This is a genomic window from Streptomyces sp. NPDC014995 (assembly GCF_043080745.1).
In the GTDB taxonomy this organism is placed as follows: domain Bacteria; phylum Actinomycetota; class Actinomycetes; order Streptomycetales; family Streptomycetaceae; genus Streptomyces.
Map to the genome: position 1 here is coordinate 56,395 of NZ_JBIBVX010000003.1, position 21,422 is coordinate 77,816.

Below are 21,422 nucleotides of genomic sequence, written 5' to 3' on the forward strand. Positions count from 1 at the left end.
GTCCCAGCGGAGCGGCCGACGGACATGATCCCTCCATGACTTCACGGCGAACAAGAATCCGGATTCCGGCTGGCGCGGCGGTCCTCGGCAGTGTGTCCGTCCTGCTGGCTCCGGTCCCGGCCGCGGCCGGTTCCCACAGCGAGCGGGCACAAGGCGGGTCCGTCGTCTCCGTCGAGCAAGCGGCCGACCTCACAGCGGAGGAAGTGGCCGGGGAACTCCGGGGAAAGATCGACTCGTCCCAGGTCCGCTACGGCGTGACCGCCTATCGGGTCACCTACCGCACCACTGACAGCGCGGGCGCCCCCACGATCGCGAGCCAGCTCGTCGTCCTGCCCAAGAACGGGGCGCGCCACCTGCCCACCGTCTCCTGGCTGCACGGCACCACCGTCTACCGCAAGGACGTCGCCTCGGAGAACCCGAAGTCGAACGACCGGCTCGTCGCCCTGCTGTTCGCCTCGACCGGGCGGGCCGTTTCGGCACCCGACTACGTGGGCCTCGGCTCGGGCGAAGGCTTCCACCCCTACGGTGACCCTCGGGCCACCGTCGCGGCCTCGGTGGACGGCCTGCGCGCGGCCCGGACCTTCGCCCACCGGAACGGCCGGGAGCTGAAGCGGAAGGTCCAGGTCAGCGGGTTCTCGCAGGGCGGCCCCGCGACCATGCTGGTAGGCCGGGCGCTTCAGCAGAAAGGCGCCGACCGCTACTTCGGGCTGGGGGCACTCGCCCCGGTCAGCGGCCCCTACAACCTCTCGGCCTTCGAGGCCGCCGCGGCCGACGACAAGATCGCCAGATCCGGCATCTACCTCGCCTACTTCGTCACCGCCTGGAACAAGATGTACGGCCTTTACACGTCACCCGGCGACGTCTTCCGCTCCCCCTACGACAGCAAGGTGGAGGGTCTCTTCGACGGCCATCACACCGCCGGGCAGATCGTCAGCGAACTCCCGGCCGCCTCCAAGGACCTGTTCACCGAGGACCTCCTGAACAAGATCCGCAAGCCCGACGGTGTCCTGAAGGACAAGCTGCGCCCGATGGACAACACGTGCGACTGGCGGCCGAACGTACCGGTGGAGATCTTCCACGGCCGGGGCGACAAGGACGTCGACTTCAGTCACGCGGCGTACTGTGCGGACCAGCTGACGAGGAACGGCGCCGCACGCCGGCTGACCGACGTCGGCGACCACGACCACAACGGATCGGTGTGGCAAGCCCTGCCCCGGATCGTCAGGTTCTTCGACGAGTCGGCGAAGACCGGCTGAAGCACGCCACCGGCTACGGCTGGTCGCGCGGGGGGATGCACCCGACCGTGCCGTTCGTAGCCTGTCGGACAGCCCTGGTGGCCCCAGGGACGACGAGCCCAGCCGTTCGCGACAACTCACCGGCAGGCACGCGCCGCATCGCCGCCCGCACTCCTGGGTATGGCCCGGCTCGCCGCCCAACCATCCAACAGGCCGACGACACCGCTTCCCCCTACCGGGTAAGGAACCACGCCATGACCACCCCGCACACCATCCCCCTGGAGCCCACCCCTGTCCATGTGTCCGACGAGGTCCTCGATGACCTGCGCGCCCGTCTCACATTGACCCGCCCGCCGCTGGACGAGGGGAACGAGGACTGGTCCTACGGCGTCCCGGACAGCTATCTGCGTGAGCTGGTCGCCTACTGGCGGGACGGCTACGACTGGCGCAAGGCCGAGGCCGCCATCAACACCTACGAGCACTACCAGGTGAGCGTCGCCGGTGTCCCGGTGCACTTCATGCGCAAGCCCGGCCGCGGCCCCCGCCCGATCCCGCTGATCCTCACCCACGGCTGGCCGTGGACGTTCTGGCACTGGTCGAAGGTGATCGACCCGCTCGCCGACCCGGCCGCGTTCGGCGGAGACCCCGCCGACGCGTTCGACGTCATCGTGCCGTCCCTGCCCGGCTTCGGTTTCCCCGGTCCGCTCACCGGCTTCCCGGACGTCAACTTCTGGAAGGTCTCCGACCTCTGGCACACCCTGATGACCGAGACCCTGGGCTACGAGAAATACGCGGCCGGGGGCTGCGACATCGGCGGGCTCGTCTCCAGCCAGCTCGGCCACAAGTACGCCGACGAGCTGTACGGCATCCACATCGGCTCCGGGCTGCCGCTCGACTTCTTCACCGGCCCCCGCGCCTGGGACTTCGCACGGAACCGGCCCCTCACCGACGACCAGCCCGCCGACGTCCGCGCCCGCATCATCGAGCTGGACCACCGCTGGGCGTCCCACCTCGCCGTGCACATGCTCGACGGCGCCACCCTGGCCCACGGGCTGAGCGACTCGCCCGCCGGACTGCTCGCCTGGCTGCTGGAGCGCTGGAACGCCTGGAGCGACAACGGCGGCGACCTCGAATCCGTCTTCTCCAAGGACGACCTGCTCACCCACGCCACGATCTACTGGGTGAACAACTCCATCGCCACGTCGACGCGTTACTACGCCAACGCCAACCGCTACCCCTGGGCCCCCGCCCACGACCGCACCCCGGTCGTGCAGGCCCCGGTCGGCCTCACCTTCGTCACGTACGAGAACCCGCCCGGCATCCACACCGCCGACGAGCGCGTCCGGGCCTTCACGACCGGCCCGCAGGCCGACTGGTTCCACCACGTCAACGTCAACGCCCACGACCACGGCGGCCACTTCATCCCCTGGGAGAACCCCGACGCCTGGGTGAGCGACCTGCGCCGCACCTTCCACGGCCGCAGGCCCTGAACGACCCTGCGGACTCGTCCGGCGACGGGCCGGGCGCACGTTGCCCAGCGAGGGGCGTACGCGTCGGCCGGACCGGCCCGCACCGCTCGCCCCGGGACCTCGTTCGCCCGCGTCGGTGAAGTCCTGGAAGCCCTTCGCTGTGTCTCCTGTGCCCGGCGCGAACGGCGCCGGCAGCGGCGACGCCGAAGGACGTCGCGGTCGATGCGCTCGGAGGCGGCCACCGAGGAGCCGCCGCCGGCGAACTGCGACGCGACCTCGGCGCGAGCCCGCACGGCCGTCGCCGACCTCCTGTCCTCCTGCCCGGAGACCCGGCCTGACCAAGATCACTGGCTTGGTGCCGTTTGTGAGATCCGTCAGTGCGGGTCGGCGCCGCGATCCGGATGAAGCGGGATGTGACACCCCTGTGGGACAGGTCCGGATTTGCCCGCACCGACGTTCCCCGAGGGTGGGTGGCCGGACGTTTGCGCAGGTGGGACGCGCCCGAACGGGGGTCGTACAGATGTTCGGGAATTGGTCTATGGTGGAGGTGAGAGAGTTGGGAACTGATGTTCGAGAGCCCTGGTGGGCCTGCTCGGGCTCGAGTGCGGGAGGTGCGTGTGCCGGGCTTCACGCATCTGCACACCGTCTCCGGGTTCTCCCTGCGCCACGGCGCCTCGCACCCGGAGCGGCTGGCCGAGCGCGCCTGCGAGCGGGGCATGGACGCCCTCGCCCTCACCGACCGCGACACCCTCGCCGGCACGGTCCGCTTCGCCAAGGCCTGCGCCAAGGCGGGCGTACGGCCGCTGTTCGGGGTGGACCTGGCGGTGACGGCCCCCGAGCCCGTACGGAAGGACGGAGCCGTACGACGGGAAAGGCGTCGCACCCCCGTGCGCGGCGGCGCCTTCGTCGACGAGTCGGCCCCCCGCGTCACCTTCCTCGCCCGCGACGGGGCCCGCGGCTGGGCCGACCTGTGCCGGATCGTCACGGCGGCCCACGCCGCCAAGGGCGACACGGGCGGCGGCACCGCCCAGGGCACCCCCCTGCTGCCCTGGGCCGACAACGCGGGAGACGGTCTGACCGTCCTGCTCGGCCCCGATTCCGACGTCGGCCGCGCCCTCGCCGCGGGGCGTCCGGACCGCGCGGCCAGGCTCCTGGCCCCCTGGCGGGAGGTCTACGGCGACGCCCTGCGCCTGGAAGCCGTCTGGCACGGCCGTACCGGCACCGGCCCCGGCTCGCTGCGCCTCGCCGCCCGCACCGTCGGCTTCGCCGCCGACCAGCGGATCCGCCCGGTGCTCAGCAATGCCGTCCGGTACGCCGACCCCGGTCAGGGCCCGGTCGCCGACGTCCTGGACGCCGCCCGCCGCCTGGTGCCGATCGACCCGACCGGGGAGCTGGACTCGGGTGAGGCCTGGCTGAAGGACGCGGAGGCCATGCTGCGGGCCGCCGAGCGGATCGTCGAGGCCGCCGGCTTCCGGCGCGACACCGCCCACCGTCTGCTGGAGCAGACCCGGGCGACGGCCGCCGAGTGCCTGGTCGATCCGGAGGAGGACCTCGGCATCGGCACCGTCCACTTCCCCGAGCCGCACCTCGTCGGCGCCGGCCGCCGTACCGCCCAGCGGGTGCTGGCCTCGCGGGCGGCGGCGGGGATGGTGCTGCACGGCTATGACCGGCGGCGCGACTACTGGGAGCGGATGCACCGCGAACTGGACATCATCGCCCACCACGGCTTCGCCTCCTACTTCCTGACCGTCGCCCAAGTCGTCGACGACGTACGGGAGATGGGCATCCGGGTCGCCGCACGCGGTTCCGGTGCCGGTTCCCTCGTCAACCACCTCCTCGGCATCGCGCACGCGGACCCGGTCGAGCACGGGCTGCTGATGGAGCGCTTCCTGTCGAAGGAGCGGGTCGTGCTGCCCGACATCGACATCGACGTGGAGTCCGCGCGCCGGCTGGAGGTCTACCGGGCGATCATCGGCCGGTTCGGCGCCGAGCGGGTCGCGACGGTCGCCATGCCGGAGACGTACCGGGTCCGCCATGCGATCCGGGACGTCGGCGCTGCCCTGTCCATGGACCCCGCGGACATCGACCGCGTCGCCAAGTCCTTCCCGCACATCCGGGCCCGCGACGCCCGCGCGGCCCTCGACGAACTGCCCGAACTCAAGGCGCTCGCGAAGGAGCGGGAGAGGTACGGGAAGCTCTGGGAGCTGGTCGAGGCCCTCGACGCCCTGCTGCGCGGCGTCGCCATGCACCCCTGCGGGGTCCTGCTCTCCGACGCCTCCCTCCTGACCCGTACGCCGGTGATGCCGACCAGCGGCGAGGGCTTCCCCATGTCCCAGTTCGACAAGGACGACGTCGAGGACCTCGGGCTGCTCAAGCTGGACGTGCTGGGCGTGCGGATGCAGTCGGCGATGGCGCACGCGGTCGCGGAGGTGAAGCGGACGTCGGGCGTCGAGGTCGACCTGGACGCCCTGCCACCGGGCGACCCGGCGACGTACCGGCTGATCCGGTCCACCGAGACGCTGGGCTGCTTCCAGATCGAGTCGCCGGGGCAGCGGGACCTGGTCGGGCGGCTCCAGCCGAGCACCTTCCACGACCTGGTCGTCGACATCTCGCTGTTCCGGCCCGGGCCGGTCGCCGCCGACATGGTGCGGCCGTTCATCGAGGCACGGCACGGGCGGGCGCCGGTCAGGTACCCGCATCCCGATCTGGAGGGGTCGCTGAAGGAGACGTACGGGGTCGTCGTCTTCCACGAGCAGGTCATCGACATCGTCGCCGTCATGACCGGCTGCGGGCGCGGCGAGGCGGACCGGGTGCGGCGCGGACTGTCCGACCCGGAGGAGCAGGGGCGGATCAAGGTGTGGTTCGCGCAGCACGCGGCGGCCCGGGGATATGACGCGGAAACGATTCAGCGGACCTGGGAGATCGTCGAGGCCTTCGGTTCCTACGGCTTCTGCAAGGCGCACGCGGTGGCCTTCGCCGTGCCGACGTACCAGTCGGCGTGGCTGAAGGCGCATCACCCGGCCGCCTTCTACGCCGGGCTGCTCACGCACGACCCCGGGATGTACCCGAAACGGCTGCTGCTGGCGGACGCGCGGCGGCGCGGGGTGCCCATCCTGCCGTTGGACGTGAACCGTTCGGGAGTCGCCCACCGTATCGAACTGGTGTCTGAATCCCCGGGGTTCTCGGGGTCCTCGGGGTCCTCCGGCGGGTGGGGACTTCGGCTGGCCCTCTGCGACGTGCACGGCATCAGCGAGGCCGAGGCCGAGCGGATCGCGGACGGGCAGCCGTACGCCTCGCTGGTCGACTTCTGGGAGCGGGCACGGCCGAGCCGGCCGCTCGCCCAACGCCTCGCGCAGGTCGGCGCGCTGGACGACTTCGGCGCCAACCGGCGTGACCTGCAACTGCACCTGACCGAGCTGCACCGGGGCTCGCGGGGCGCGGGCGGCGGCCAGCTCCCCCTGGCCGGCGGGCGGAAGACGGCCGCGGCCGGGCTGCCCGACCTCACCTCGGCGGAGAAGCTCAGCGCGGAGCTGGGCGTGCTGTCCATGGACGCCTCGCGCAACCTGATGGACGACTACCGGGCCTTCCTCGACGAGCTGGGCGTGGTGTCGGCGCGCCGGCTGCGCGAGGCCCGGCACGGCGAGACGGTGCTGGTCGCGGGCGCCAAGGCGGCCACCCAGACCCCGCCGATCCGCTCCGGCAAGCGGGTCGTCTTCACCACCCTGGACGACGGCACGGGCCTGGTCGACCTCGCCTTCTTCGACGACTCCCACGACACCTGCGCGCACACCGTCTTCCACTCCTGGCTGCTGCTGGTGCGCGGGGTGGTGCAGCGGCGCGGCCCGCGCAGTCTCAGCGTGGTGGGCGCCGCCGCGTGGAACCTCGCCGACCTGCTCGAGGTGCGGGGGGAGGAGGGGCTGGAGGGGGTCGCGGCCCGGCTGGCCGAACCGGCCGGCCCCGGCTCCGCGCCCGCCGACGACGACGGTCCGGCGCGCAGACGGCTCGCCGGGTCGGACGGGCTGCCCGCGCCGGCCGGCTCCGCGGCCCGGGACGAGGGGGAGCGGCGGCGCATCCGCATGCCCACGGGGTACGAGATGCATCCCTGGGCCGACCTGCGCCCCGCGGGCGAAGGGCCCGCGGTGGGAAGGAAGTTGTGGCACCAGAGTCCGGGGAGTGCGGGATGACCATCCTCTGCGTACGTTTCCAGCTGCCGCCGACGCAGGAGAGCGCCCTGCCGGGACTGCTCGGGCTCCTCGAGGAGTTCACCCCGGTCGTCGAGGCGCTGCCGCCGGACGGGGCGCTGGCCGATCTGCGGGGCGCCGAACGCTACTTCGGGCGCAGCGCCGTCGAACTGGCCTCCGTGATCCGGGTGCGGTCGCTCGCGCTGCACGGGGTCGACTGTTCCATCGGCGCCGGGCCGGGGCCGATGCTGGCCCGGATGGCGCTGCGGGAGGCCCGGCCCGGGGTGACGTGTGCCGTGCCCGAGGACGCGGTACGGGAGTTCCTCGCCGGCAAGCCCGTCGCCGCGCTGCCCGGCGTCGGCGCCGCGACCGCCCGCACCCTGTGCGAGTACGGCCTCGACACCCTCGGCCGGGTCGCCGCCGCGCCCCTGTCCACGCTCCAGCGCCTGGTCGGCGCGAAGGCGGGCCGCGAACTGCACGAGAAGGCGAACGGGATCGACCGCGGCCGGGTCGTCCCCAACGCCGTCTCCCGTTCCCTGGCCACGGAACGCCCCTTCGACCGCGACGAGCTGGACCCCGACCGCCACCGCCGGGCGCTCCTGTCGGCCGCCGGGGAACTGGGCGCCCGGCTGCGCGCCGTGGAGAAGGTCTGCCGCACCCTGACCCTCACCGTCCGCTACGCCGACCGCTCCGCGACGACCCGCAGTCGCACCCTCGAGGAGCCCACCGCGCACTCGGCGGACCTGACGAGGACGGCGTACGCCCTGTACGAGGCGCTGGGCCTCCAGCGCGCCCGCGTCCGCGCCGTCGCCCTGCGCGTCGAGGGCCTCACCCCCGCCGAGCGGGCCTCCCACCAGCTCACCTTCGACCCCGTCGACGAGAAGGCCCGCCGGCTCGAGGAGGTCGCCGACCGCGCGCGGGCGAGGTTCGGGCCGAGGGCGGTGATGCCCGGGGGGTTGGCGGCGTGAGCCCGCCCGGCGTGGACGTCAGTTGGCCCACGGAGGAGTGATCCGCGTGCCGTCCGCGAGGACCGCCTCCAGCCCGAGCGAGGTGGTGACCCACGAGATCGCCGTGTGGTCGGTCGGGTTCTCGATGCTCAGGGTCGCGCCCGGACCGACGATCACGGTGTCGCCCGCCGTGATCCGCTCGGTCCGGCCGTCGAGGGTGAGGAGCAGTTCGCCGATGAGCAGGTGGAGGATCTCCTCCCGGTTGACGGTGTGCGCGGGCGCCTTCGTCCCCGGCGGGATCTCGCCCCGCCAGGCGGCCAGCTCCTTGCTGCCGGTGAGGGGAGTGGCGTACGAGACGAAGCGGGCGCCGTGGATCTCGTGGGTGAGGGTGTCGGAGGGGCGGACGACGGGCATGGGCGACTCCTGATCGGATCGGATCGGATCCATCGGTTGGTCAAGCTGCTTGACCAAACCCTGGACCCTTATGGTCAAGCTGCTTGACCAATCCGTCAAGGGTGTTTCAATGCGGGTGTGCAGAACTCCGAAGCCCTCGCCCTGACCGCCGCCCTGCTCGCCGCCGCCGGCGACCTCACACGGCGCATCAACGACGGGGTGGAGGCCCGCGGTTTCGCGGGGCGGCCCGCCTACGGCTTCGCCTTCACGCGACTCGCCCCGGACGGCGCGACGGTCACCGAGCTGGCCACCCATCTCGGGGTGACCAAGCAGGCGGCGAGCCAGCTCGTCGACGAGCTCGTCCGCAAGGGGTACGTCGAGCGCCGGCCGCATCCCGGGGACGCGCGGGCCCGTCTGGTCGTGCTGACCGAACGCGGGTGGGAGTGCACCCGGGCCGCGGAGGAGGCCGCCGCCGAGGCCGTGCGGGCGTGGGCCGAGGTGCTGGGGGAGGGTGAAGTGCGCGCGCTGCGGGACGGTTTGGTTCGCATCGCCCCCTACGGCCCTCTGCGGCCCACCTGGTGACGAGGCGTCAGGAGCATCGCCTTCCCCGGCGGTCACCGGAAGTTTTTACCGACGCGTAACTTCACACTTCACCTACTCGCCCGTAACTTGACGAGTGAACAGCATCCTCGTGATCCGGATCACCAGGCGTAAGGCCGTCGAACCTCCCTTGAGCCGCAAGGAGATCACGCGATGCTGCCCTGGAAGCGCCTGCTCAGACCGTTGGCCGCCGTGCTGCTGGCCGCCGCCGCGACCTTCACGGTCCCCACCACCGCCGCCGCCTCCGCCTCTGCCTCCGCTCCCAGCAGCGGCTGGAACGACTACGACTGCAAGCCCTCCGCCGCCCACCCCCGCCCCGTCGTCCTGGTCCACGGCACCTTCGCCAACTCCGTCGACAACTGGCTCGCCCTCGCGCCGTACCTGAAGCACCGCGGCTACTGCGTCTTCTCCCTCGACTACGGCCGGCTGCCGGGTGTCCCCTTCTTCCACGCCCTGGGACCCATCGACAAGTCGGCGGAGCAGCTCTCCGCCTACGTCGACAAGGTGCTCGCCGCGACCGGCGCCGCCGAGGCCGACCTGGTCGGCCACTCACAGGGCGGCATGATGCCCCGCTACTACCTCAAGTTCCTCGGCGGGGCCGCCAAGGTGAACGCCCTCGTCGGCATCGCCCCCAACAACCACGGCACCACCCTCGCCGGGCTCACCCACCTGCTGCCGTACTTCCCCGGCGCCGAGGACCTGCTCACCGCGGCCACCCCCGCCCTCGCCCAGCAGATCGTCGGCTCCGACTTCATGACCAGGCTCAACGCCGGCGGCGACACCGTCCCCGGCGTCCGCTACACGGTCATCGCCACCAGGTACGACGAGGTGGTGACGCCGTACCAGTCGCAGTTCCTGACCGGAACCGGCGTCAGGAACGTCCTCATCCAGGACCTGTGCCCGCTCGACCTGTCCGAGCACGCCCTGCTCGGACTGACCGACCGCATCGCCTTCCACGAGGTGGTCAACGCGCTCGACCCGGCGCACGCCACCCCCACCACCTGCGCGTCGGCGATCGGCTGACCCGCAGGGCCGTACCCACCCGGGGCCCGACCGGCCTGAGCCGCCGGTCGGGCCCCGGAGTCCGTGCGGTCAGCGGCCGCGCCGGCCGCCGGCCACCGCGCGCCGGCGCACCGACGCGAACAGCACCGCCGCGCCCAGCGCCAGGGCGGCCGCACCGCCGACGGCGAGGTAGGGGGTGCGGCCGTCGCCACCGGTCTCGGCGAGGTCCCCGCCCGCACCCGCACCGGCGCCCGCGGCCTTCGGCTCGTCGGCCGCCGTGGCCGGCCGGGCGTCGACCGCGGCCGCGGGGACCGCCGGGGCCGCGGCCGACGGGTCGGTGGCCGGGTCGGTGGCCGGTGCGGTGGTCGGGTCCGTGGTCGTGGTGGCGTCGTCGTCGCCGTGACCGTGGTGCTCGATCGTCGACTTGTCGGCGCCGTCCTCGATCTGCTCCTCGGAGGGCGCGGAGGCGGCCGGGGCGGCCGGGGCGCTCCCGCCGAAGGTGACGTCCGAGCAGGAGTAGAACGCCTCCGGGCTGTCCGAGCGCTGCCACACCGCGTACAGCAGATGCCGGCCCGAACGCTCGGGCAGGGTGCCCGGGAACGTGTAGAAACCGCCCGACGCGACCGGGTCGGTGGCCGTCGCCACCGGGTGCGCCAGATCCAGGTCGGACCAGGCCAGCGGCTGCGTGGGGTCGTAACCGGCCTTGGTGACGTACACCGTGAAGGTGCCCTTGTGCGGGGCGGTCACGCGGTACCCGAAGGTGTACGAGCCGCCGCGCACGCTCGTCGCCGGCCAGTCGGCGCGGGCCAGGTCGAGGCCCCTGAACGCGGCGTTGTCCGCGCTGCACAGCCTCCCGTCCGGGATCAGCTCCTGGTGACGGCCGTTCGCGTCGCCGATGCGCACGCCGTTCCAGTCGTACAGCGCCTGCGTCCCGCCGGCCGCGACAGCCGCCTTGCAGGCGTCCGACCTCGGGCTCTCGGGGCCCTCCGCGTAGCACTGCGAGACCCGGCTGACCGGGTCGCCCAGCGAGCCGTGCGCGGCTGCGGGAGCGGCGGACAGCCCGGTCAGGGCCAGCGGGGTCAGACCCAGGGCGGCGACGGCGGCGGCCTTGCGGCGTGCGGGCATGGGGCTCTCCTCGGAACCGGTGCTGATGTGTGCCGGAACCAAGAAACCCTGAAACCGCCTGCCGAGGGCGTCCGGAGACGATCTTTAGGGTCGCCTTAAGGACGTGCTCAGGCTGCGATCAGGTAGGTAGCGTGCGCGCCATGACCAGCGAGGAGATCCGGCCCGCCACGGCGGCCGACGTACCGGCCGTGCGGTCGGTGACCGATGCCGCGTACCAGCCCTACATCGAGCGCGTCGGGGTCGTACCGCAGCCCATGGAGGCGGACCACGCGGCGGACGTGGCCGCGGGGAAGGTGTTCGTCACCGGCGATCCCGTCGTCGGCCTGGTGGTGGTCGAGGAGCGCGCGGACCACCTGTTCCTGGACAGCATCGCCGTCCGCCCCGACGCCCATGGCACGGGCGTGGGGCGGCGGCTGCTGCACTTCGTGGACGCACGCGCGCGTGCGCTCGGCCTGCCCGAGGTCAGGCTCTACACGAACGCGATGATGTGGGAGAACCAGAAGATCTATCCGAAGTACGGCTACGAGGTCGTGGAGCGGCGAATCGACGGTCCGTACGACCGTGTCCACTACCGCAAGCGGCTCCGCTGACCCGGGCCGCGGGCACTCTCACCCGTCGGGCCACCAGGTGCGCGCGATGTCCTTTCGCACCTCGGGGCGGCCGGCGGGACGCTCGTCCACCTCTTCGCGGAGCCGGCGGGAGTCCGTCTTCTTCAGGGGCTTCTGCACGGTCGTACGGCGCATGGCTGCCTCCTTCAGGGGCTACCGGGTTCCGCGGCGTCACGGAGGTAGACCCGTTCGGGGAGGGTTCCTCATCGACGCCTGTTCTGTCAGTGGCGGCTGTCACGATTCGACTGTCAGTGGCGGGTGTCACTCTTGGGTGTATGGCAAACCAGAGTGACGGGACGACTTCGGCGCGTGTCGACTGGGACGCGGCCGCCGCCGCCTTCGACGACGAACCGGACCACGGGCTACGGGACCCCGAGGTGCGCGACGCCTGGGCGGGACGGCTGCGCGACTGGCTGCCGGCGCGCGCGGGCGACCTGCTCGACCTCGGCTGCGGCACCGGCAGCCTGTCGCTCCTCGCCGCGGAGCAGGGACACCGCGTCACCGGCGTCGACCTCTCCCCGGCCATGATCGAACTGGCCCGCGCCAAACTCGCCGGGCGGGACGCGGTCTTCCTCCTCGGCGACGCGGCGGCGCCCCCGGTCGGGGAACAGCGCTTCGACACCGTCCTCGTACGGCACCTGCTGTGGGCCCTGCCCGACCCGGGCCGCGTCCTGCGGCACTGGCGCGACCTGCTGCGCCCGGGAGGGCGGCTCGTGCTGGTCGAGGGCGTGTGGGGCACGGTCAGCCCCGTCGGCATACCGGCGGACCGGCTCACCGCCCTGCTGTCCCCGCTCACCGGGCAGACGCGCGTGGAGCGGCTGTCGGACGACGCGCGGCTGTGGGGGAGGGAGGTGACGGACGAGCGCTACGCGGCGGTGGCGACGGTACCGTCCTAGCGGCCGGGCGCTCCTGGAACCGGGGCGCCTTCTGGCACGGGGCACCCCCCGGCACCCCACCACCTGGCACGGGGCACCCCCGGCACCCCACCACCCGCCACCCCCGGCCCCCTAAGCCAGCAGCTCCTCGAAGCCGCCTCCGCGTGCCTTCTCCTCGAGTTCGTCGAGGGCGGCGACGGCGGCGGCCGCCGCCTCGGGGTCCGTTCGCGGGAGGCCGCTCTCCTCGAACTCGTCCTCGTCGAGCCGTCGTACGTCCGTGCCGTCGGCGGAGCGCCACAGGTCCAGGTCGAGGTCCTCGACGACCAGCTCCGGGCCGGCGAGCCTGGCCGGGCGGGTGATGTCGCAGTACCAGCCCTTCAGACCGCCCGCCGCATCGCGGACCTCCTTCACGGAGTACCAGCGGTCGCGCCAGTAGTACTCGGTGAAGACGTCACCGGCCTCGAAGCGCACGAAGCCGAAGTCGCGTACGACGTCGCCGGCCCAGGCGGCACGGACGGTCAGGCGGGTGCCGTCGTCGGAGAGCAGCTCGGCCGGGTAGCGGATCTTCGTCCGGCCGCCCTTGACGAGGACGACGTCCACCCGGCCCCCGGTGTCAGCCGAGTTCGCGGACATACCGCACCTCCGTCGCGCGGATCTCGTACCCGAACCACTTGTTGATCGCGAGCATCGGGCCGTTGTCCGTGTCGTTCCCGGTCAGGGCCAGCCGGTATCCGGCGGCGCGGGCGCGGTGCAGGGAGGCGTTCTTGACGAGTTTGGCGAGGCCGCGGCCCCGGAAGGCGCGGACGGTGCCGGTCATGGCCGTGTGGTAGCGGGTGGCGCCGTCGGTGTGGGCCACGCTGAAGGCGACGGGACGGCCGTCGGCCACGGCCACCGAGGTCAGCTCCAGGTCGAGCAGGGGATAACGCCAGTTCTCCTCGATCCAGGCCTCGTAGTCCGTGAACTCCGTGTCGATGTCGCCCGGTTCGTCGGACACCGTCTCCGCGTCCAGCAGGAACAGCGGGCGGGGGTCGTCGGCGAAGTCGTCCGCGGTGCGCAGCTCGACCCCGGCAGGCGGGTCCTGGAGCGGGGGCAGGGCGGCGTTCGCCAGGTCGAGGGCGAGGAAGTGCGAGGAGCGGCTCGGCCGGTAGCCGCGCCGCTCGGCGTAGGCGCGGTTACGGGGCTCGTCCGGCACCCAGGAGAACAGCCGGGTCGCCCCGTGCGCCGCCAGGTGCTCCTCGGCGGCGCGCACCAGCAGCCTGCCCGCGCCCCGGCCGGTCCGCGCCGGGTGCACGTACACGTTGAGGAAGCCCTGGCCGGGCTCCGGGCTGTCGTGGGCGAGGCCGACCTGGGCCGTGCCGATGATCTCGCCGCCCTCCTCGGCGACCAGAGTGCGCAAGCGGGCGTCGGGGTGGGCGCGGGCCACGTCGTGGGCCACGGACTCCGGAGTGAAGATCATGTCGGGCAGGGCGAGGCCCCGGACCCGGACGAAGCCCTCCAGGTCGGCCGGTACGTCGGGGCGCAGGTCGCGCACGATGACGGTCATGTGAGCGCACGCTACGGGCGAGCGGTGGGCGCATGCCTCCCATTTTCCGGCGGGTGCGGGACAATCGGGCCGTGACCTTGAAGATCCACATCGCTGAGGGTGCCGCGCCGTACGAGCAGGTGCGGTCGCAGATCGCCGAGCAGGCCCGGTCGGGCGAACTGCCCGTGGGCTACCGGCTGCCGACCGTGCGGGGCCTCGCCGAGTCGCTCGGACTGGCGGCCAACACGGTCGCCAAGGCGTACCGGGCGCTGGAGACGGACGGGGTGATCGAGACGCGGGGCCGCCACGGCACGTACGTCGCGGCCGCGGGCTCGGCCGCGACACGCGAGGTGGCCGTCGCCGCGCAGGCCTACGGGGAGCGGGCGCGACGGCTCGGGCTCACCCAGGAGGAAGCGCTGGCCGCGGTACGGGACGCCCTGCGGGCGGCCTACGGGGAGTGAGGGAGTGGGCCCGCCCGGACGCCCGGGCGTCACCGGCGGGCCAGTGACGTGCGGTCGGGGACGCGGGTCGGGCTCAGGCCCGCCCTCTCCGCCGCCCTGCCGAACATCACCGCGTTCTCCACCGCCGCGCCGCCCGGGTCGTTGTTGAAGTACGAGTAGACGTCGGCGTCGGCCGGCCAGGTCGTCGCGATGCGGTCGAGCCAGGTCTCCAGGGAGCGGCGGCCGTAGTGCGGCCAGGGCCGGGCGCGGCCCTGGTGGAAGCGGACGTAGCCCCAGTCGGCGGTCCGCCACAGGGGCGTGACCGGGCGGGAGTGGACGTCGGCCCAGCACAGGGCCGCGCCCCGGCTCTCCAGGACCGTGCGGACGGCCGGTGTCCACCAGGAGTCGTGGCGGGGCTCGACGGCGACCTTGGTGCCGGACGGGAAGCGGGCCAGGCAGGTGTCCAGCAGGTCCGGATCGGCGCGCAGGGTCGGGGGGAGCTGGAGGAGCACCGGGCCGAGGCGGGCGCCGAGGCCGGCCGCGTGGCTCATCAGGCGGTGCACCGGCTCCTCGGGGTCCCGCAGCCGCTTGATGTGGGTCAGGTAGCGGCTCGCCTTGACCGCGACCACGAAGTCCGGCGGGACGCGCTCGCCCCAGGACGCGAAGGTCTCCCGGGACGGCAGCCGGTAGAAGGCGTTGTTGATCTCGACGGTGGCGAAGTGCGTCGCGTACTCCTCCAGCCACCGCCGCACGGGGACGTCGGCCGGGTACAGGACGCCCTTCCAGTCCTTGTACTGCCATCCCGACGTGCCGACGTACAGGGTCATACCTCCATCAAAACACCCTGAGTGGCCGGCTACAGATACAGCCCCGCGTCCGCCCCGGCCCGCGGCTCCGGAAGAGCCGTCGGGGAGGTGCCCCGCCGCAGCGCGTACAGCTCCGCCAGGGTCGCGCCCTCCCGGCCCACGCCCTCCTCGGTACCGAGCCAGTCCACCGCCTCCCGGCGGGTCAGCGGGCCGACCTCGATCCGGGCCAGGCAGCGACCCGGGCGGACGACCGCCGGATGCAGGCGTTCCAGGTCCTCGTTGGTCGTGACCCCCACCAGGACGTTGCGGCCCTGGCCCAGCAGACCGTCGGTCAGGTTCAGCAGCCGGGACAGCGCCTGGCCGGCCGTGTGCTTCGCCTCGCCGCGGATCAGCTCGTCGCAGTCCTCCAGGAGCAGCAGCCGCCAGCGGCCCTTGCCGGTGCCGTCCTCCTCGCCGATCGCGATGTCCATCAGGTAGCCGACGTCGGAGAACAGGCGCTCCGGATCCAGGACGCAGTCCACCTGGCACCAGTCCCGCCAGGAGCGGGCCAGGGTGCGCAGCGCCGACGTCTTGCCGGTGCCGGGCGGGCCGTGCAGGAGCAGCAGCCGGCCGGCGATGTTCTCCGGGGTCGTCCCCATCAGGCGGTCCATCGCCTCGGCGACCGGAGCCGTGTAGTTGGGGCGGATCTCGTCCCACGTGCCCGCGGAGATCTGCCGGGTGGTGCGGTGCGGGCCGCGCCTCGGGGAGACGTACCAGAAGCCCATGGCCACGTTCTCCGGCTGGGGTTCGGGCTCGTCCGCCGCGCCGTCCGTGGCCTCGTTGAGCACCTTCGCGGCCAGCTCGGCGCTGGTGGCGGTGACCGTGACGTCGGCGCCGCGGTTCCAGCGGGAGACCAGCAGCGTCCAGCCGTCGCCCTCGGCGAGCGTCGCACTGCGGTCGTCGTCCCGGGCGACGCGCAGCACGCGGGCCTCGGGCGGGATCAGGTTCGCGCCGGAGCGCACGCGGTCGATGTTCGCCGCGTGCGAGTACGGCTGCTCGCCCGTCGCGAAGCGGCCGAGGAACAGCGCGTCGACGACATCGGACGGGGAGTCGGAGTCGTCGACGGTGAGCCGCATCGGCAGAGCGTCGTGTGGGTGCACGGACATGCCGCCATGATCCGGCACACGGGGCCCGCGTGCACCCGGTTTCCGTGCTGCGCGCCGGTGTGTCGGATGTGTCGGGTACGCGTGCTGTGCCGCGCGTCGGCGCACGGAGGCGGCCGGGGACCCGCTCGCCCCGGCCGCGCCCGCGCTCTCAGACGAGGGCCTGGACGGCCCTGCGGTGGATCTGCCGGGTCCTGCGGACCACCGCGTACCCCTTGGTCAGGGCGCGGTCCCGGGCGAAGGTGCGGGCGACGGCCCGGCCGTCGAGGAGCCGTGCGAACTCCTCGGCGCCCGTGCCGCGCCGCACGGTCACCCGCCGCAGGGCATACGGCCCCTGGGCGCGGCGGGCGAGGGAGTTGCCGACGGCCAGCGCCTGGGCGAACCCGTTGTCCCGCACCGCTGTGCGCACCCGTCTGCTGGAGTAGCCGTACGGGTAGGCGAACGACACGGGCAGGGCGCCCAGTTCGTCGGCGACGAGGTCCCGGCAGCGGGTCAGCTCGGCGCGCAGGGTGGCGTCGTCGAGCTGGTCGAGCTGCGGGTGGGTGTGGCTGTGGCCGCCGATCTCGACGCCCGCGGCCGCCAGTGCGCGCACCTGTTCCCAGTCCAGCATGGTGTCCAGGCCGCCGCCGGTGTCGTACGCGCCCCGGAGCCAGCCGGTGGTCACGAACAGCGTGGCCGGGAAGCCGTGCCGGGCCAGGGTGGGGAGGGCGTGCCGGTGCACGCCCTCGTAGCCGTCGTCGAAGGTGATCAGGACGGGCCGGGCGGGCAGCGGCCGGCCCGAACGCCAACGGGCCGCCAGTCCGGCAGTGGTGAGCGGGGTGAGTCCCCGGTCCGCGACCACCGCCATCTGCTCGGCGAACGCCTCCGGCGTGACCGAGAGGGCCCGGGTGGCGTCGTTCGGCTCGGCCGCGACCGCGTGGTACATCAGGATCGGAACCCGAGCCTCCGTCATACGGCGCCACCCGCTTCCGGGACGTCCCGGCCGGTCCCGACGGCCCCTGCGCGGGCCGCCGGACCACCGAGGGACCCGGTGGACGCGGCCGCCCCGGAACCTCCGCTCGCCCCGCGCGCGGTGAGGGAGCCGGTCTCTCCGGTGGTTCCGGCGACCGCGAGGGATCCGACCGGGGCTGCCGGGGCCGCTTCCCCGACCTGGTCAGCCCCCGGGTCCGCGCCCCCGTCTGCCTCCGCCTTACCGTCCCCGCCGGTCTCCGGGTCCGTGGCGCTGTCGGCCTCGGCCTTCTCGTTCCCGTCGGTCTCCGTGCCCCCGCCGGCTTCCGGGTTCGTGGCGCTGTCGGCCTCCGCCCTCCCGTTCTCGTCGGTCTCCGGGTTCGTGCCGCTGTCGGCCTCCGCCCTCCCCTTCCCGTCGGTCTCCGGGTCCGTGCCGCCGTCGGTCCACTCGCCGATCCGTACCACCGAGAACGTCGTGCCGTCGCGTCGGGCCCGTACGCTTCCCACCACGTAACCGCCGGCGGCGGTCAGGACGCCGGCCACGATCGCGCCCGCGCGGCGGGCTCCGCCGGAGCGGCCGATGAACTGGTCGCGCAGGCCCCGGGCGACGCCGGCCGGCAGGACCCGGGTGGTGTACCGGCGTTCGGACTCCAGGCCCTTGCCGGTGCCGACGCTGCGGGCGACGAGCGCCTTGGACAGGCCCTCGGCGTAGGTGCGGGTGCGGAAGTACGCGAAGTGCTCGCGGGACTCGGGCACCTTGTGGTGGATCACCGCGCGGTCGTCGACGAGCAGGATCGCGTCGGGTCTCGCACGGCTGAGCCGAATGCACAGCTCCGTCTCCTCACCGCCCAGCGGCCGCTTGCCGCCGTCGCGTCCGATGCCGGTGGCGAAGCCGCCCGCGATCTCGAACGCCTCCCGCCGGAACGACGCGTTGCCGCCGAGGATGTTGCGCACCCGGACCCGGCCGGGCGGCAGGCCCCGGTAGGAGCAGCCCACCACCCAGTCGAACTCCTCGGGGAACCAGTCGGGCCGCCGGCCGGAGGCCCAGACCGGTACGGCCCGGCCGCCCACCGCCATCACCCGCGGGTCGCTGTAGGGGTCGGCGAAGCGTCGCAGCCAGTCCCGTTCGGCGACGGCGTCGTCGTCGAGGAAGGCGATGATCCCGCCCTGCGAGGCCGCGACGCCGGTGTTGCGGCCGGCCGACAGGCCGCGCGGGCCCGCGTTGGGCAGCACGCGTACCTCGTCGGCCTCCTGGTACTCCTTGGCCAGCCGGGCGAGGAGCGCCGGGTTGTGGTCGACGACCAGCAGGGTCTCCAGGGCCGGCCGGGTCTGCGCGCGCACCGAGGCGACGGCCGCGAGGATGTCCTCCCAACGCTCCTCGGTGTAGACGCAGATGACGACGGAGATGCCGCCGGAGTCACCGATGCCGGTGGCGGTGGCGGTGGCGGTGGCGGTACTCGTGCCGGTGCCGGTGCCGTTCGTGCTCAAGACACCTCTCCCCGGACCGTGTCGAGCATCGGCGAGCGGTGCCCGCGGCGGCGCAGCGCCCGCCGGTTGGACCGCTCCCCGAGGATCACCCGCAGCACGCGCAGCCCGTCGCGCACGGCACGCAGGTTGCTCACGCCGTGGATGCGCAGGTACTCGTGGCTGGGGATCTCCTGCACCCTCAGCCCGGCCTTGACGACCCGGATGTTCATCAGGGTCTCCACCTCGAAGCCGGTGCAGTCCAGTTCGATCTTGTCCAGGCAGTGCCGCCAGAAGGCGTTGTAGCCGTAGCACAGGTCGGTGTAGCGGGCGCCGAACTTGCGGTTGACGATGGCGCACAGCACCCGGTTGCCCAGCCAGCGGACGAAGGTCATGTCGTCGGTGCCGCCGCCGTTGGCGAAGCGGGAGCCCTTGGCGAAGTCCGCGCCGGAGACGAGGGCGGAGACGTACGACACGATCTCGTTGCCGTCGGCGGAGCCGTCCGCGTCGACCATCACGATGATGTCGCCGGTGCAGGCCTCGAAGCCGGTGATCAGGGCGTCGCCCTTGCCCCGGCCCCGCTGTCCGACGACCCTGACGCCGGGCCACAGTTCGCGGGCGACCTCGACGGTGTCGTCGGTGGAGTTGCCGTCGACCAGGACCACTTCGTGGATCCAGTCCGGCAGGGTCTTGAAGACGTACGGAAGGTTCTCGGCCTCGTTCATCGCGGGAATCACGACGCTCACCGGCGGCGCGATGGCCAGGTGAGAGGAGATGGGCCGGTACTTGCCGACGGTGGACGGGGCCTCGAAATCCTGGCCCGGTGTCGCCGGCTGCAGAACGGAACTCATGAGTCTGGTCCCTCTCGTCCGGTGGGCCGCCCGCCCCTGGGCGGCCCGGATCCACGTCCGGTTCGAAAGGGGGGTTGGTTCTCACCCACGGCCGTACGGCATGACGGAAGACCACTCCGCCGAACCCTCGGCACGGCATGGCGGAGCACTCCTCCGCGCACACCGGGTGAGCTGGCAAATCCGGCCGGCCCCGGAAAACGGCAGCCGACTGCGCGGCACGGCTCGGTCACACAGTGCGGCCACCGAGCACGGCACCCCCCTACCGCGCACCGCGCCGGACCCGTCGCGGTCCTTGAGCCCTCCCCTAGTGCCGCTTGATGACGGTCCGATGCGGGTGAGATGTCTGACGGTATTGACGAATACGCCCGTATGGCAAGACCTGGAAAGAGACCTCACCTTTTTGTTCGTTTGACCGTTACACAACGGGTCGTCCCGTCGTCAAGACGGACAAGCATGATCAGGGACCTGACAGAAATGTTCCCCGGAGGCGGCCAGGGCCTCCGGGGAACGGGGTCAACTCACCGCTGTGTCAGCGGTGTTGGTTCACGGAACGATCTTCAGCAGACGGTTCGGGGAGCCGCTGCCCGCGCTGGTGACCTTGCCGGTCGTCGCGCCGTTGACGAGGGCCGTGGCGACCTGGGCCGGGGTGGCCGAGGTGTGGCTCGCCAGGTAGACCGCCGCCGCGCCCGCGACGTGCGGGGTCGCCATCGACGTACCGGAGATGGTGTTGGTGGCGGTGTCGCTGGTGTACCAGCCGGCCGTGATGGAGGAGCCGGGGGCGAAGATGTCCAGAACCGACCCGTAGTTGGAGTAGCTGGCCTTGGCGTCGGTGCTGGTGGTGGCGCCGACGGTGATGGCCTCGGTGACGCGGGCCGGGGAGGACGAGGTGGCCACGGTGCTGCTGTTGCCCGCCGCGACGGCGTAGGTGACGCCGCTGGCTATGGAGCGGCGCACGGCCGCGTCCAGGGTGGTGGAGACGCCGCCGCCGAGGGACATGTTGGCGACCGAGGGGCCGGAGTGGTTCGCCGTCACCCAGTCGATGCCCGCGATCACGCCGGCCGTGGTGCCCGAGCCGCTGTTGTTCAGCACCCGGACCGCCACGATCTTCGCCTTCTTGGCGACGCCGTACGTCGTGCCCGCGATCGTGGTGGCGACGTGGGTGCCGTGGCCGTTGCCGTCCTGGGCGACGGTGTCGCCGTCGACGGCGTCGTAGCCGTTGACGGCGCGGCCGCTGATCTGGGAGTGCGTGATGCGGACGCCGGTGTCGATGACGTAGGCCGTGACCCCGCTGCCGCCGGAGTCCGGGTAGGTGTAGGTGCCGGACAGCGGGAGCGAGGTCTGGTCGATGCGGTCCAGGCCCCACGGGGCGCTCGACTGCGTGGTGTCGGTCAGCCGGACGGTCTGGTCCTGCTCGACGGTGGCGACCGCCGGGTCCGCGGCGAGTCTGCGGGCCTCGGCGGCGGAGAGGGTGGCGGTGTAGCCGTTCAGCGCGGCGCCGAACGTCTTCTTCACCGTGCCGCCGTACTCCTTGATGAGGCCCTTGCCCGTCGTCGAGGACGCCTTGAAGCCCGCGTCCTGCTTGAGGGTGACGATGTAGCTGTCCTTGACGGCGGTGGGGGAGCCGGCCGCGAGCACCCTGCCCTCGGCCGGGGCGGCCTGGGCGGGGAGTGCGGTGAGCCCGCCGACGAGGGCGGCGGCCGCGACGGTGGCGGCGGCGGTGATGCGGACCTTGTTGCTGCGAAGTTGTGCCATTACGAGGCAGTCCTCCTCTAGGCAGCGCGCGCCGGGGTGGGGCGCACGTCTGTGGGGGGTGT

The 21,422-nt window shown here is 72.8% G+C and carries 19 protein-coding genes and 1 pseudogene; 9 read left to right on the forward strand and 11 right to left on the reverse strand.

Annotation, left to right across the window (positions count from 1 at the left end):
- Positions 1-35: 35 nt before the first annotated feature.
- The 4 genes from ACF1A1_RS07680 to ACF1A1_RS07695 all read left to right on the forward strand — a co-directional run bounded on the left by ACF1A1_RS07680 (position 36) and on the right by ACF1A1_RS07695 (position 7,853).
- A complete protein-coding gene (locus ACF1A1_RS07680; RefSeq protein WP_391646521.1) occupies positions 36-1,256 on the forward strand; it encodes a lipase family protein in 1,221 nt (406 codons plus the stop codon).
- Positions 1,257-1,489: 233 nt separating this feature from the next.
- On the forward strand, positions 1,490-2,725 hold the full coding sequence (locus ACF1A1_RS07685; RefSeq protein ID WP_391646523.1) for an epoxide hydrolase family protein: 1,236 nt from the start codon (positions 1,490-1,492) through the stop codon (positions 2,723-2,725).
- A 596-nt stretch (positions 2,726-3,321) separates the two neighbouring features.
- Entirely contained in the window at positions 3,322-6,888 is a 3,567-nt protein-coding gene (locus tag ACF1A1_RS07690) for a DNA polymerase III subunit alpha (protein WP_391646525.1), read from the forward strand.
- The gene (locus tag ACF1A1_RS07695) at positions 6,885-7,853 is read left to right on the forward strand and encodes a hypothetical protein (protein WP_391646527.1); all 969 of its coding nucleotides are present in this window, start codon (positions 6,885-6,887) and stop codon (positions 7,851-7,853) included. Before ACF1A1_RS07690 ends, ACF1A1_RS07695 begins: the two co-directional genes overlap by 4 nt.
- Before the next feature lie 18 nt (positions 7,854-7,871).
- On the opposite strand, the gene ACF1A1_RS07700 is transcribed toward ACF1A1_RS07695, so the two are convergent.
- Positions 7,872-8,246, reverse strand: a complete 375-nt coding sequence (locus tag ACF1A1_RS07700) for a cupin domain-containing protein (RefSeq protein WP_391646529.1) — start codon at positions 8,244-8,246, stop codon at positions 7,872-7,874.
- 117 nt (positions 8,247-8,363) lie between these two features.
- On the opposite strand from ACF1A1_RS07700, the gene ACF1A1_RS07705 reads away from it, so the two are divergent.
- Positions 8,364-8,807, forward strand: coding sequence for a MarR family winged helix-turn-helix transcriptional regulator (locus tag ACF1A1_RS07705; RefSeq protein ID WP_391646531.1), 444 nt, complete (start codon positions 8,364-8,366; stop codon positions 8,805-8,807).
- A 171-nt stretch (positions 8,808-8,978) separates the two neighbouring features.
- Complete coding sequence (locus ACF1A1_RS07710; RefSeq protein ID WP_391646533.1) at positions 8,979-9,848, forward strand: esterase/lipase family protein; 870 nt, start codon at positions 8,979-8,981, stop codon at positions 9,846-9,848.
- 69 nt (positions 9,849-9,917) lie between these two features.
- Here ACF1A1_RS07710 and ACF1A1_RS07715 read toward each other — a convergent pair whose 3' ends face one another.
- Positions 9,918-10,952 carry a lytic polysaccharide monooxygenase gene (locus tag ACF1A1_RS07715; protein WP_391646535.1) on the reverse strand — a complete coding sequence of 345 codons (1,035 nt, stop codon included), beginning with the start codon at positions 10,950-10,952 and terminating at the stop codon, positions 9,918-9,920.
- A 140-nt stretch (positions 10,953-11,092) separates the two neighbouring features.
- Here ACF1A1_RS07715 and ACF1A1_RS07720 point away from each other — a divergent pair, with 140 nt between their 5' ends.
- Positions 11,093-11,542 carry a GNAT family N-acetyltransferase gene (locus ACF1A1_RS07720; RefSeq protein ID WP_391646537.1) on the forward strand — a complete coding sequence of 150 codons (450 nt, stop codon included), beginning with the start codon at positions 11,093-11,095 and terminating at the stop codon, positions 11,540-11,542.
- 18 nt (positions 11,543-11,560) lie between these two features.
- On the opposite strand, the gene ACF1A1_RS07725 is transcribed toward ACF1A1_RS07720, so the two are convergent.
- Positions 11,561-11,695, reverse strand: a complete 135-nt coding sequence (locus ACF1A1_RS07725; protein WP_130444047.1) for a hypothetical protein — start codon at positions 11,693-11,695, stop codon at positions 11,561-11,563.
- 140 nt (positions 11,696-11,835) lie between these two features.
- Between ACF1A1_RS07725 and ACF1A1_RS07730 the strand changes: the two genes are divergently transcribed.
- Positions 11,836-12,456 carry a class I SAM-dependent methyltransferase gene (locus ACF1A1_RS07730; RefSeq protein ID WP_391646539.1) on the forward strand — a complete coding sequence of 207 codons (621 nt, stop codon included), beginning with the start codon at positions 11,836-11,838 and terminating at the stop codon, positions 12,454-12,456.
- Between the two features lie 111 nt (positions 12,457-12,567).
- Here the strand turns inward: ACF1A1_RS07730 and ACF1A1_RS07735 are convergent, their stop codons facing one another.
- Both ACF1A1_RS07735 and ACF1A1_RS07740 read right to left on the reverse strand, forming a co-directional pair.
- Positions 12,568-13,068 (reverse strand): DUF402 domain-containing protein, encoded by a 501-nt coding sequence (locus ACF1A1_RS07735; RefSeq protein WP_391646541.1) that lies wholly within the window; start codon positions 13,066-13,068, stop codon positions 12,568-12,570.
- Positions 13,049-13,978, reverse strand: coding sequence for a GNAT family N-acetyltransferase (locus tag ACF1A1_RS07740; RefSeq protein ID WP_391646543.1), 930 nt, complete (start codon positions 13,976-13,978; stop codon positions 13,049-13,051). The genes ACF1A1_RS07735 and ACF1A1_RS07740 overlap by 20 nt, the downstream gene beginning before the upstream one ends.
- 71 nt (positions 13,979-14,049) lie before the next feature.
- Between ACF1A1_RS07740 and ACF1A1_RS07745 the strand changes: the two genes are divergently transcribed.
- Complete coding sequence (locus tag ACF1A1_RS07745) at positions 14,050-14,418, forward strand: GntR family transcriptional regulator (protein WP_391646545.1); 369 nt, start codon at positions 14,050-14,052, stop codon at positions 14,416-14,418.
- Positions 14,419-14,447: 29 nt separating this feature from the next.
- Here the strand turns inward: ACF1A1_RS07745 and ACF1A1_RS07750 are convergent, their stop codons facing one another.
- From ACF1A1_RS07750 to ACF1A1_RS07775, 6 genes and pseudogenes are all read right to left on the reverse strand, one after another.
- Complete coding sequence (locus tag ACF1A1_RS07750) at positions 14,448-15,224, reverse strand: DUF72 domain-containing protein (RefSeq protein ID WP_391646547.1); 777 nt, start codon at positions 15,222-15,224, stop codon at positions 14,448-14,450.
- 29 nt (positions 15,225-15,253) lie between these two features.
- Positions 15,254-16,348, reverse strand: coding sequence for a DUF5925 domain-containing protein (locus ACF1A1_RS07755; RefSeq protein ID WP_391646549.1), 1,095 nt, complete (start codon positions 16,346-16,348; stop codon positions 15,254-15,256).
- Between the two features lie 148 nt (positions 16,349-16,496).
- Positions 16,497-17,297 (reverse strand): polysaccharide deacetylase family protein, encoded by an 801-nt coding sequence (locus tag ACF1A1_RS07760; RefSeq protein ID WP_391646551.1) that lies wholly within the window; start codon positions 17,295-17,297, stop codon positions 16,497-16,499.
- Between the two features lie 431 nt (positions 17,298-17,728).
- A pseudogene (locus ACF1A1_RS07765) lies at positions 17,729-18,718 on the reverse strand (glycosyltransferase family 2 protein); the annotation flags it as partial.
- Between the two features lie 59 nt (positions 18,719-18,777).
- Positions 18,778-19,608 carry a glycosyltransferase family 2 protein gene (locus tag ACF1A1_RS07770; RefSeq protein WP_391646553.1) on the reverse strand — a complete coding sequence of 277 codons (831 nt, stop codon included), beginning with the start codon at positions 19,606-19,608 and terminating at the stop codon, positions 18,778-18,780.
- A 543-nt stretch (positions 19,609-20,151) separates the two neighbouring features.
- Positions 20,152-21,360: a S8 family peptidase gene (locus ACF1A1_RS07775; protein ID WP_391646555.1), complete on the reverse strand. Its 1,209-nt coding sequence runs from the start codon at positions 21,358-21,360 to the stop codon at positions 20,152-20,154.
- Between the last annotated feature and the right edge of the window lie 62 nt (positions 21,361-21,422).